12 protein-coding genes are annotated in these 12,449 nt (G+C 46.7%); all 12 read left to right on the forward strand.

Annotated elements, in window-relative coordinates; genetic code table 11:
* Nucleotides 1-21: 21 nt before the first annotated feature.
* The gene (locus ACN081_RS02280) at nucleotides 22-1,818 is read left to right on the forward strand and encodes an FtsW/RodA/SpoVE family cell cycle protein (RefSeq protein ID WP_419106824.1); all 1,797 of its coding nucleotides are present in this window, start codon (nucleotides 22-24) and stop codon (nucleotides 1,816-1,818) included.
* 66 nt (nucleotides 1,819-1,884) lie between these two features.
* Nucleotides 1,885-2,985 (forward strand): undecaprenyldiphospho-muramoylpentapeptide beta-N-acetylglucosaminyltransferase, encoded by a 1,101-nt coding sequence (gene murG, locus ACN081_RS02285; RefSeq protein WP_419106825.1) that lies wholly within the window; start codon nucleotides 1,885-1,887, stop codon nucleotides 2,983-2,985.
* Entirely contained in the window at nucleotides 2,978-4,459 is a 1,482-nt protein-coding gene (gene murC, locus ACN081_RS02290; RefSeq protein WP_419106826.1) for a UDP-N-acetylmuramate--L-alanine ligase, read from the forward strand. Before murG ends, murC begins: the two co-directional genes overlap by 8 nt.
* Before the next feature lie 2 nt (nucleotides 4,460-4,461).
* Nucleotides 4,462-5,403, forward strand: coding sequence for a cell division protein FtsQ/DivIB (locus ACN081_RS02295; RefSeq protein WP_419106827.1), 942 nt, complete (start codon nucleotides 4,462-4,464; stop codon nucleotides 5,401-5,403).
* A gap of 204 nt (nucleotides 5,404-5,607) precedes the next feature.
* Nucleotides 5,608-6,792 (forward strand): cell division protein FtsZ, encoded by a 1,185-nt coding sequence (ftsZ, locus tag ACN081_RS02300; protein WP_419106828.1) that lies wholly within the window; start codon nucleotides 5,608-5,610, stop codon nucleotides 6,790-6,792.
* 98 nt (nucleotides 6,793-6,890) lie between these two features.
* On the forward strand, nucleotides 6,891-7,715 hold the full coding sequence (locus ACN081_RS02305; protein WP_419106829.1) for a polyphenol oxidase family protein: 825 nt from the start codon (nucleotides 6,891-6,893) through the stop codon (nucleotides 7,713-7,715).
* Complete coding sequence (locus ACN081_RS02310; protein ID WP_419106830.1) at nucleotides 7,702-8,466, forward strand: YggS family pyridoxal phosphate-dependent enzyme; 765 nt, start codon at nucleotides 7,702-7,704, stop codon at nucleotides 8,464-8,466. Before ACN081_RS02305 ends, ACN081_RS02310 begins: the two co-directional genes overlap by 14 nt.
* Before the next feature lie 162 nt (nucleotides 8,467-8,628).
* Nucleotides 8,629-9,330, forward strand: a complete 702-nt coding sequence (locus tag ACN081_RS02315; protein WP_419106831.1) for a cell division protein SepF — start codon at nucleotides 8,629-8,631, stop codon at nucleotides 9,328-9,330.
* A gap of 5 nt (nucleotides 9,331-9,335) precedes the next feature.
* Nucleotides 9,336-9,638, forward strand: a complete 303-nt coding sequence (locus tag ACN081_RS02320) for a YggT family protein (RefSeq protein WP_419103017.1) — start codon at nucleotides 9,336-9,338, stop codon at nucleotides 9,636-9,638.
* Between the two features lie 349 nt (nucleotides 9,639-9,987).
* The gene (locus ACN081_RS02325; RefSeq protein ID WP_419103018.1) at nucleotides 9,988-10,689 is read left to right on the forward strand and encodes a DivIVA domain-containing protein; all 702 of its coding nucleotides are present in this window, start codon (nucleotides 9,988-9,990) and stop codon (nucleotides 10,687-10,689) included.
* 174 nt (nucleotides 10,690-10,863) lie between these two features.
* Nucleotides 10,864-11,475, forward strand: a complete 612-nt coding sequence (lspA, locus tag ACN081_RS02330) for a signal peptidase II (protein ID WP_419106832.1) — start codon at nucleotides 10,864-10,866, stop codon at nucleotides 11,473-11,475.
* Entirely contained in the window at nucleotides 11,472-12,422 is a 951-nt protein-coding gene (locus ACN081_RS02335) for an RluA family pseudouridine synthase (protein WP_419106833.1), read from the forward strand. The genes lspA and ACN081_RS02335 overlap by 4 nt, the downstream gene beginning before the upstream one ends.
* Nucleotides 12,423-12,449 lie beyond the last annotated feature (27 nt).

The following is a 12,449-nucleotide window of genomic DNA, read 5'->3' on the forward strand; positions in this document are numbered from 1 at the left end:
GCTAGGTGAAGGGACAATAGTTTGAGCACGACAACCCCAGAACACTCTTCTGGTGCCTCAGAACCTTTATCAGAGCACACTCATAGGAGCTTTCGTGACCGTTTAGTTTCTTGGTACGTGGGTGTTCGTGGACGTGCTGAGAACTCTTCAATTAGTGACGTAGCATTATTGCTTTTTTTGATTGCCGTGGGATTAACACTCTTTGGCATCATGATGGTACTTTCAGCTTCTAGCGTTGAAGCTATTGCTGCTCAACTTTCACCTTTTAGCCAAGCGGTACGCCAAGCTCTTTTTGGGGTGATTGGCTTCGTTGCTTTGAGTATTTTCTCTTACTTACCAGTAACGCTCTATCGTCGTGGCTGGATACTGCATATTTTGCTTGCCATTATGACAATCATTCAGCTTTTTACCTCTCAATTTGGTAAAGAAATTGGTGGTAACCGCAACTGGTTGAATATCGGTTTTATTCAAATTCAGCCGTCTGAGCTGGCAAAGATTGTTTTTGTTATCTGGATGGCGTGGGTCTTATCCCAGCGTAGACTTTCTCCGGAAGATTCTAAATCTCCTTTTCCTTTGAAAGTGCTTTGGGGGTTGCCTCTTATCGGTGCAATTACCTTAGGTAAAGATATCGGTACCGTTATTGTTTATGCCATTATTTTCTTAGGAATGTTGTGGTTCTCAGGAATTACTTCCAAGTCTTTTGCTACTCTTCTAGGTATTTTTGCTGTTTCCGGTGTTGCTTCAGTATTGGTGAGTTCAAACCGTTTACAACGTATTTTAGGGCTTTTTGGTAAGTGCCAAGGCTCAATTTGTGATCAGTCTGATGCAGGTTTGGCAGCTTTGACAACGGGCGGTTTTTGGGGTGTCGGCTTAGGCCGTTCACGCCAGAAATACAATTATCTTCCCGAAGCTCATAACGACTATATTTTTGCGGTCATTGGTGAAGAGCTTGGACTGGTCGGCACCTTATTGATCATCGTTCTATATCTTGGGCTTATTTACTGCTGTGTCCGTATCATGCTCCGTAGTGCTGATCGTTTCGTCATTCTTGCTACGGGCGGAATTATGCTATGGCTGGTAAGCCAAGCAACTATTAATATTGCTATGGTGACGGGAATCCTCCCCGTGATCGGTATTCCGCTACCTTTTATCTCGTATGGTGGCTCGTCACTGGTGACCTCACTTTTGGCGGTGGGCATACTTATCGCTTTTGCCCGGCAGAGCCCGTTACTTTCGATTACAGCGGGTAATGAGCAACTCTTCTCTACCAAATCTCATGAGAAGGATGCTCGCCGTCGTGCACGTCTGGGAAGAATCGTTCGGGATGAAGAACGACGTCTTCGCCAACCGTTAGCTCCTTTTACTGAACGCTATGAGAAATCTATATCTGTACTAGGTTTCTTTGGCTTAGGGCCGGCGGCGGTCTCAACATCGTCACCTCAGGGTTCAAAATATCCTTCACGATCTTCTGCGCAACGCTCTCAACCTCGTCGCTACCAGGAGGCTTTGGCCTCTCAACGGAGACGTCCTCAAGGTGAGCCTTCTCGTCGGGGGAGCAATCCTCGTGTGTCTCGAGAACAACGAGAAAAACCTGTGGGTCAAGGAACCTCTGGTGCTAGTCGTGGGGCAGACCGGCATCCTCAACGTCGAGATAGGTCCGAACAGTTCCATCTCAGACAACAATCGCATAGGGCTCAGCGGGGTTCTCACGTAGATCGTAGAAATGAATTTGAAGCATCACGACGGACTTCACGTACGAATAATCATCGTCAGGGTTCTGCTCAAGGAGCTCGCCGTAGAACTCGTCGAGAAGAATAATCTTTGGGTTGTGAGAGGATCCGGCGTAGAATTGAAGTTCATACAAATTGAACGGAGACTTAACCCATGACGATAAGCCCCTCCATTGTTTTGGCAGGTGGCGGAACCGCCGGGCATATCAACCCTATGTTGGCTATTGCTCGAGAAGTTACTCGCCAATCACCTGACGCAAAAATTCTTATGGTCGGTACAGAGGATGGACTGGAAGCAGACATCGTTCCTCAAGCTGGGTATGAGATAGCTTTTATTTCTCGTGCTCCTTTTCCTCGTAGGCCTAATCTGGCAGCGGTGAAGTTCCCCGTAAAGTTTATGCAGGGCGTGCAAAAGGCCCGTCAGATTCTGATGTCTTCGGGGGCTGATGTTGTGGTTGGTGTTGGCGGATATGTGTGTCCTCCGATGTATATTGCTGCTCAAATGCTTTCTGTTCCTGTCGTGATTCATGAGGCTAACGCAAAACCAGGAATGGCGAATGTTTTTGGAGCGAAGAGAGCTGCTTTTGTTGGAACAGCTTTTCCTGATACCAAAATTGCTCAAGCGCAACATGTCGGTATGCCAATGCGTGAGAATATTGAGTCTTTAGATCGTGAATCCTTACGAGAAGACGCTCGAAAGCGTTTAGGACTTGACCCGTCACTGCCAACGTTAGTGGTCACGGGCGGTTCTTTGGGAGCTAAGAGCCTAAACGATACTGTTGAGGGTATTCTTTCTGAATTGCCTCAGTGGAATTTTCAGATCTTGCATATTACAGGGCGTGACAAGTCAATAAAAACCCCTGACGGTATGTTGTTCGAAGCACCACGTTATGTGCAACGAGAGTTTATTACCAGCATGGAAGATGTGTATGCTGCTGCGGATCTTTTAGTTGTTCGTTCAGGAGCAGCTACCGTGAGCGAAGTCGCTGCTGTAGGTGTTCCCGCTGTTTTTGTTCCGTTGCCTATTGGCAATGGGGAGCAAGAGTTTAACGCTCGTTCTTTGATTCAATCCGGTGCCGGAGTCCTTGTCAAAGATGCAGAGTTTACTACTCAATGGTTTGTTGAGCATATTCCTGCTTTATTGGCAGATGCGAATAAACTCCGTGACATGTCAGAAAAATCCTATGCTCAAGGAATCCGTAATGCGGCTTCTACGATGGCAACTGAAGTACTAAAGGCGGTAAAGCATGACTAACAATTTGATGAACCTTCAGCTAGATCTTCCACATCCGTTAACTCCTCCTTTCCCAGAACGTTTATCGCTGGATTCTTTAGGAAAAGTTCACTTTGTGGGTATCGGCGGAGCCGGTATGTCTGCAATTGCCCGTTTGATGGTTCAGGCTGGGGTGAGCGTTTCTGGATCTGACCGTGCTGAGTCTTCGGTTACGGACAGTTTACGAGAACTTGGTATTGAGATTTTTACTCCGCAAGCAGCTGAGAACGTTGTGAATGTTGATACCGTTGTGGTGTCTACGGCGATTATGGCTGATAATCCAGAACTTGTAAAAGCTCGGGAGCTAGGGCTTCGTGTACTTCACCGTTCTGAGGCTTTAGCGGCAACGATGGGTACTTCTGAAGTTGTTGCAGTAGCTGGAACTCATGGGAAAACGACGACTAGCTCGATGATTTCTGTAACGCTGGGCGCTTTGGGCGCTGACCCTTCTTTTGCTGTTGGATCCACGATTGCCGGTTACGGTACGAATGCTCATTTGAGCTCTAACCAGCAGGGCTCTTGGTTTGTTGCTGAAGCTGATGAATCTGATGGCTCTTTTGTGCGCTATCGTCCTCAAATTGCTGTGGTAACAAATGTTGAACCTGACCACATTGATTTTTATGGAACAGCAGATAAAGTGTATGAAGCTTTTGCACGGTTCGTTGCTTCGATGCCTGAGGATGGTGTTCTTATCGCTTGTATCGATGATGCAGGTGCTCGGGATTTAGCATCATGTACGCGTGAAGCCGGTTATTCTGTGATTACTTATGGTGAGGCTGAAGATGCTCACGTGCGTCTTTCCGAAACTACCAGTGACGGTATCGTTTGCTCTTCACACGTGACATGGGATTTTATGGTAGGGGAGCAAAACGTACAAGGTGCCGGACAGCTGGTGCTCAATGTTCCGGGTAAACATAATCAGTTAAATGGTTTAGCTGCTTTTATTTGCGGTGTTTTGGCCGGTTATGAGGCTGAGTCTAGTCTCAAAGCAGTGACCCAATTTCAGGGCACTGACCGTCGTTTTACCCTGCGTGGAGTTGTCAACGATATTAGAGTTTTTGATGACTATGCGCATCATCCCACGGAGGTTTTTCGTGCACTAGAAGCAGGACGGACAGTTGCTGCTGGGCATAATCTCTATGTGTTGTTCCAACCGCATCTTTTTTCTCGCACTCAGGAGTTTGCTCAGGAGTTTGCTCAGGCTTTATCGACTGCAGACCGCTCGTATGTTTTGGATATTTATCCGGCTCGTGAGCTTCCTATCGAGGGTGTTACTAGCGCGTTGATTACTGAGGCGGGTTTCTCTGAGGTACATTATGCTCAGCCTGAGGAGGCTTTAGAGAAGATGATTTCTCAAGCTCGCCCTGGCGACGTCATCATGACGGTAGGTGCCGGGGACGTAACAGCTTATGGTTCAGAACTGGTTGAGCGTCTATCGAAACGCGCGAAAGTATAGGTATGTCTGAAGATCGTGAACAGCTTTCGACTTTGAAGGATGGACAGCCGTCGAATGACGCTCCTGTCGTTCGTATTAACTCTTCTAAGGTGAAGCCTGTAGAAGATGATTCTTTGGTCAGTGCGAACTCTCGGCGTTTTGCTCAATGGCGTTCTAATCGCGCTGCGGCGAAAGGCTCTTCTACAGGGCAACAGAGCAGTTCTGCTGTTCATACTGCGGCATCCTCCTCTTCGTCATCTGGCGTGTGGTCTTTTTCTCGTGAGTCAGTTAAACGCTGGATTTATACCTTCTTAGGTCTTCTGGTCATTGCTGCGATATTCGTTGGTGTAGTTTTTTACTCTCCGCTTTTGGCTATTAAAACGATTACTGTGCAGGGTGCTTCTTTGTTGTCGAGTTCGTCAGTTGAGGAGAAATTACGTGGCTTAGAGGGTGTTCCTTTAACTCGTGTGAGTGATCAAGAGGTGTCTGATTTGATTGGTCATCAACAGATTCTTCGAGGTGTTTCTATTTCTGCTCGGGCTCCCCACGAACTGATTGTTACTCTACATGAACGTATTCCGGTGGCTGCGATTCGCGATGGCTCAGAGTTTGTTTTAGTCGATAGTGATGGCGTGATGCTTTCTCGCGTTGATTCTTTAGAGGCTAGTGGTGTTCCTTTGATTGCTGGTGGTGGCGCTATTGTGAATACCCCACAGTTTAAAACGGTGACTCGGGTTCTTGAATCTTTGCCTCGTGATTTGTTGTCTATGGTGACTGAGGCGAAAGCTGATTCTACATCGACGATTACATTGATGATGGGTGATGATCGTCAGGTTTTGTGGGGGACAACAGCAGACAGTGACCTTAAAGCTAAAGTTCTTATTGAACTTATGAAGGCTTTGGGTGAGGATCAGCAGATTAAGGTCTTTGATGTCTCAAGCCCCTTGGTTCCTACGACTCGATAGTTCAACTTAAAGTTGAACTTCGGGTGCAATTCTTACTTTTTCGAGAAAATATCCTGTTTTTTTGAGATGTAAAGCGACAGAACCTCCGTAGTGTTGGTACTCTTCTAGTTGAAATACACATAAATCGAATAAATGTCATTCAATATAAAGTTGAAGGTTTGGTATTTATTCATCAATAATTCCTAAAATCGTTAGAGGGACTTCATGGACGCAAATACCCCCCAGAACTACCTAGCAGTCATTAAAGTCGTCGGTATCGGCGGCGGCGGTGTCAACGCTGTCAACCGCATGATTGAGGTTGGTCTTCGCGGTGTCGAGTTCATCGCAATTAATACTGACGCACAAGCGCTGTTGATGTCTGATGCAGACGTTAAGCTCGACGTTGGTCGCGAGCTAACACGCGGTCTTGGTGCAGGCGCTAACCCCGAGGTTGGACGTCAGGCAGCAGAAGACCACGAGCAAGAAATCGAAGAGGTCCTCAAAGGCGCAGACATGGTGTTTGTGACTGCCGGTGAAGGTGGTGGCACCGGTACCGGTGGCGCTCCTGTCGTTGCTCGTATTGCACGTTCTTTGGGTGCGTTGACCATTGGTGTTGTAACACGCCCCTTCACCTTTGAAGGTCGTCGTCGTTCTAACCAAGCGGAAACCGGTATCGCAGCTTTGCGTGATGAAGTTGATACCTTGATTGTTATTCCTAACGACCGCTTGCTCTCTATCTCAGATCGTAACGTCTCAATGCTAGACGCCTTCAAATCTGCAGATCAGGTGCTTCTCTCTGGTGTTCAGGGCATTACCGACCTCATCACCACACCCGGCTTGATTAACCTTGACTTCGCAGACGTCAAGTCTGTGATGCAAGGAGCAGGTTCTGCATTGATGGGTATCGGCTCAGCTTCTGGTGAAGACCGCGCTGTTAAAGCTGCAGAGCTCGCTATTGCTTCACCTCTTCTTGAAGCATCTATCGATGGTGCACACGGTGTTCTTCTCTCTATCCAGGGTGGCTCAGATTTGGGTCTCTTCGAAATCAATGAAGCTGCTCGCCTCGTTCAGGAAGTTGCACACCCCGATGCGAACATCATCTTTGGTGCTGTTATTGATGATGCACTCGGTGATGAAGCTCGTGTGACCGTCATTGCAGCTGGCTTTGATTCTGTCAACCCTGAGACAAACGCTAACGGAAATAGCTCATCCGTTCAGCAGTCTGCACAGCAGAGCTCACCTTTTGGTGCAACTGCTAAAGCTCAGCCTTCTCAAGCGCCTGCAGCAAACTCTTGGCAGTCACAGGGTAACGACGTGCCTCACAACGCTGGTTTTGATGTAGATCTTCCACCAGTTGTTGAAGAAGCTCCTCGTAAAGATTCTTTGGACGTCCCTGACTTCCTCAAATAATCATCTAAAAGAGCAAAGCTCTTGGCGTAGAAACCTCACCGTATCTATAGCCAAGAGCTTTGCTCTTTTTATATCCACTCTTTTTTCTGGAGGACACCATGAGTTCACCTCTGGCAGCACATACGATTGAAACATTGCACGACCGTCCTGTCCATATTGCTTTTAGCTCTGCTTCAGCAGGAAATCTAGGGTTGCACGTAGGGCAAAATTTTTTAGATGTTCTCAAGAACCGTGAACACCTTGAACAGTCTTTAAACCTCGGCTCAGAACAATTTACGTATGTAAATCAGGTTCATGGTGTTGACATCGTCGACGCTGATACACAGTATCTTCAACCGGTAATGCCTCATTCTTACCATGAACAAGAACGTCTGATGTATGCACAGTCCCTCCTTACTGATGCGCCTCAAGCAGATGCCGTGATATCCGCCCAAGGAAAACCTCTGGCCATTATGGTTGCTGACTGTATCCCCGTGATTTTTACTGCTGAATGTTCTGCCACATATTTTCCGTTGACTGCGGTTGCACATGCAGGGCGGAGAGGACTACTTGACGGCGTCTTGCAACAGACTGTGGAATCATTAGTGCGCCGAGGAGCAGAAAAAATTACTGCATGGATAGGCCCATCCATCTGCGGTGAATGTTATGAAGTTCCCGAAAAGATGCAGGAAGAGTCTACTCAAATTCTTTCAGCTGTTCGATCTCAGACTCGTTGGGGCACGACGGCTTTAGACTTGCCTGCTGGTGCTGAACAAGCTCTTCGACAACTGCCGTATGAGATAAAAATTGACACATCTATGGCTTGTTGTACCTTTGAAAACCAGCATTTGTTCTCTCATCGTAGGGGTGAACCTCAAGGTCGTTTTGCAGGTCTTGTATGGGTTGAAAATCTTAGGGAAAGAGGTACTAGTGTTAACCTATAGCATGCAACGTGCAGAAGAGTTAAAGAGCAACCTGATGCGTGTTCAAGAACGTATCCGCTGTGCCGAGCAGGATTATTCTGGCTCCCGAACTGCTCAAAGTCACAAAGTCGAACTCACTGTTGTAACAAAATTCTTTCCTGCTGAAGATATCTTAGCTCTTTATCATGCGGGGGTTCGCTCTGTGGGTGAGAACCGTGATCAAGAAGCTCATGAGAAAGCTCGTACGCTTGAACCGATGCTAGATTCGCATGATTCTTTGAGATGGTCTTTTATCGGGCAGCTACAGCGCAATAAAGCGAAGTCTGTTGTTCGTTATGCGCATGAAGTGCATTCTGTTGACAGGATTTCCTTGGTAGAGGCTTTAAACAAAGCCAAAATTCAATGTGAACAGAATGGGGGAGAATCCTTAGTCTCCGGTCCTTTATCGTGCTTTGTACAAGTCAATTTATTGTCTGAAGCAGATGATAGTTCCTCGCGTGGAGGCGCTACTGGTGATGAGATATTTCGTATCGCTGAGCGTCTTGAACAATGTGAGGGGCTCTCGTGTTCTGGAGTGATGGCAGTTGCTCCTTTGGGCGGAGATGCTGAGAAAAGTTTTGAGAAACTTTATGGTATTTCTCAGAAGCTGCAAGAGTTTTTTCCTCAGGCTCGGGAAATTTCTGCTGGGATGAGTAGTGACCTTGAAGAAGCTATTCGTTGGGGGTCAACGAGGGTTCGTGTTGGCTCAGAGATTATGGGTGCACGTCCTTAAGTGACTAAAAACCACGTTGGTTTATTGTTCTCTTTTTCTTTCTTAGGCGCGTTTTCCTACCCTAAAGAACTCTAGAATTGATACTGTGAAACATTGAAGAAGCAACTATGCCGGATTTTGAGTCTTTATTTAAAACCGGTGATGTTATAGATGGAGTGAAAAATGGCAGGGCGTACATTTCATCAGGCGATGTCATTCCTTGGTTTAGGGGAACAGGCAGAACCTGCGCGAGATCGCGTACGAGATCGTTACGATGATTTTGACGATTATGCAGAAGAGTATGACGATGACTACCGTCAGAACCGTGATGTTCTTTATAATTTCCCTGATGATGAGTACGACCAGTATCCTGTAGAAGAGGATGCGTCTAGAGTCATGTCTCATGATTTGGTATCTGACCAGCGAGAAGACCCATATCTTGCTGATGAAGAGAAAGCTGAACAAAAGTACGAACCAACGTACAATATGACACCTTCAGAACAAAAAACTGAAAAATCTTTTGTATCCTCAAACGCTGTGGGCCGTACTCCTCAGCGTACTCAACCTAATGACGAAAGCGAAGAAGAATTGCGCCTCATCACCACCGTTCACCCCCGCTCCTATAACGACGCTAAGACCATTGGCGAAACCTATCGTAGTAACATCCCTGTTATCATGAATGTTACTGAGATGACAGAATCTGATGCGAAACGCCTCATCGATTTTTGTGCAGGTCTAACTTTTGCTTTAGAAGGCAGCCTAGAACGGGTAACCGAAAAAGTATTTCTTCTGACTCCGTCAAATGTTGAAGTTGCCGGTTCCAAAGCTACTGAAGTTCCTGTGGCGATTGATAGCGAATCTCTCGACTTCTTTACCCAAGGCTAAAACACATGGTTGGTTACCTTTTAGCTTTACTGAGCATCCTTGTCTTCATCCTGTACTTTGCATTGCTTTTACGTTTGGTGTTTGACTGGGTGCAGATGTTTTCACGTTTTTGGAAACCTCAAGGCGTGTTCCTTATCGTAGCCTCTGCGGTGTATGCGATAACGGACCCTCCACTGAAGGCTTTGCGTCGGCTTGTTCCTCCGCTACGCGTGGGTGGCATGTCCTTAGATTTGGGATTCTTGATTCTTATCTTTGCGATTATGATTATCAATAACTTCCTTTTCCGATTAATCTTTATGTTTTCTTAAACCAAACTCTTTGCAGATGAGCTGATTGAGGCATAAGAGTAGTAATCTAGTACAAGGAATGTTTTATGGTGGGTAGTTTTCAGCTCGAGATTCTTCTACGTTAATATCGGAGACCAACGACGGTGCAACGCAGATAGAGTGTCGTGTACAAAACAATAGTTCTCATATTTTTGGGGATAATTGAAGAATTTTCCACGATAAAACGGCAACTTTACGTGAACTCACGTGTATCCTAGTTGCTGAGTTTAAAAAACTAGGAAGAATGTTCAGAGAGTAGCGGTGTTTTAGGGATGATGCACCGCTGCGTCGGGGAGTCCAGCAAAAGCTTGAATTTAGAGGTGAATATTTAGTGGCACTTACACCAGAAGCCGTCATTAACAAACGGTTCCAGGCAACCAAATTTAAAGAGGGGTACAACCCTGAGGAAGTCGACGACTTCCTTGACGAAATTGTTGTTGAATTGCGTCGTCTCAATAGCGAGAACGCAACTCTCAAACGAAACCTTGAAGAAGTCGAGAGTCGTTTGTCTCAGGCTCAAGAGGAACTGGAGCAGGTAGAAGCTCAAAGTGGCTCTGCTGTTGCTTCTGCTGAAGAACAGAACGCCCCTGTTGCTGCTGCAGCAGTTGCAGAACCTCAGCCTGCTGCAAGCACAGACCCCGAAGCTACCGACGCAGCAGAAAATGCTGGTGGTGGTCTCGGCGTGGGTACGAATAGTGCGGCTGGATTGCTTGCTATGGCTCAGAAACTTCACGATGATTACGTCTTCCAAGGTGAGACAGAGCGTGAACGTCTCATTGCTGAAGCACGTGAGGAGTCTGCACGACTGCTAACTTCTGCTCAAGAAGAGCGTTCCAAAGTTCTGGGTGAGCTCGAACAGAATAAAGTTAACCTTGAAGCTACTGTCGAGAAACTGCGCGGATTCGAGAAGAAATACCGTGAAGGTATGCGAAAGTACATCGAAGAGCAACTTCAGGATTTGGAGAGTGCTCCTTCTGTTGAGAGCAAACTTGACTCAACAGTTACTCCTACCGGTAGCTCCTTTATGCGCTAAAATCTTAGATTAGAGCTTTTGACGGGATAGTGGGAAGCATCATCATGATGCCTCACTATCCCGTCCGTTTATATAAAATAGTGATGAGAGCTGACCTTGAACCGGTGATACCGATAAGGATAAGCTCCACACCAACCATTTTGAGAACTTGTAGCAGATGGGAAAGAACACCGGATGTCTGAAGAACACACGCATCATGCGCAGAATTCATACTCGGCTGACTCCAATCCATCTGCGCACACCTTATCTGTCTTCCCCAAACTACTGACAGCATTCCTGACAGTGCTGATTGCTTACGGAGCAGATCAAGGCACTAAATATCTCGTTGAAACCACCATGACGCTGGGGGAAAAGATTCCAGTTATTCCCGGACTCCTTCGTTGGTATTACATTCTTAACTCTGGTGCAGCGTTCTCTCTGGGGACCAGCTACACCCTAGTTTTTACCCTCATCATGGTAGCTGCCGTCCTGATATGCTTATGGTGCCTTGTCCAAGCACGATCAACACTATGGATTTTCTCCTTAGCACTATTGTTAGGTGGCGTATTGGGGAACCTGACCGATAGGCTTCTTCGCCCGCCAGGATTTGGTATTGGACATGTTGTAGATTTTATTTCTATCGGAAACTTTGCCATCTTTAATGTCGCTGATTCGTGCATCTGCATCGCCATGGCACTGATTGTATTTCAGAATTTTCGTTCTGTTCGTCTTGACGGAACGTACGAATATTCTCAGAAGAAGAACCCACATAACACCGATCAGGAAAGTCACGAAACCAACGTATGAGTCAAAGAATTACATACCAGAGTGTTGTTAAAGAGTTTGCCGGTTTACGTCTTGACGCTGCTTTATCTGAAAGCCTTGATGTGGCAAGGACTCTAGCTGCAACTTGGATTAAAAACGGTGATGTTCAGGTGTTTGATGCCTCTGGACGTAGAGTCAAAGTTGCTAAAAGCTATAAGCTTTCGCTGGGGGACCAGATACAGGTCGACGCGCCAGCACCTCGAGATCTAAGCGATATTACCCCACAGCTTGTCGACGGTTTTTCTATTCTTTATGAGGATGAAGATATTGTCGTCATCGATAAACCTGCTGGGGTAGCAGCTCATCCCTCTCCAGGGTGGCACGGGCCTACCGTGCTTAGTGCTTTAATGGGATTAGGCGTGAGCATCTCAACTTCTGGAGCTGCTGAACGACGAGGTATCGTCCATCGTTTAGATGTTGGAACATCTGGTGTTATGGTGGTAGCAAAAAATGAGCATTCATATAGTTTTCTCAAACGTGCCTTCAAAGAACGTACGGTCACAAAGCTCTACCACACCTTAGTTCAAGGCATACCAGATCCATTAGAGGGTACTATTGACGCTCCTATTGGGAGGCATCCTGGCCACGAATGGCGTTTTGCGGTGGTTGAAGGTGGCCGTGACTCTATTACTCACTATCAGGTGCTAGAAGCTTTTGGCCGTGCGAGTTTGGTCAAGGTACATTTAGAGACAGGGCGCACCCACCAGATTCGTGTCCACTTTTCAGCGTTGAACCACCCTTGTTGCGGAGACCTGACCTACGGCGCAGATCCCTCGTTGAGCGCACATTTAGGGCTTACTCGCCAATGGCTACATGCCCATATCCTTGAGTTTGAGCATCCGGTCAGTGGCAAGAACATGACATTCACCAGCGAATACCCTCAAGACCTTGAGTATGCTTTAGAGTCGTTAAGAGAAGGAACGTTCTAGGACTACTCCAAGAGAATAAACCATCGA

This window comes from Rothia sp. P13129 (genome assembly GCF_048512865.1).
In the GTDB taxonomy this organism is placed as follows: Bacteria; Actinomycetota; Actinomycetes; order Actinomycetales; family Micrococcaceae; genus Rothia.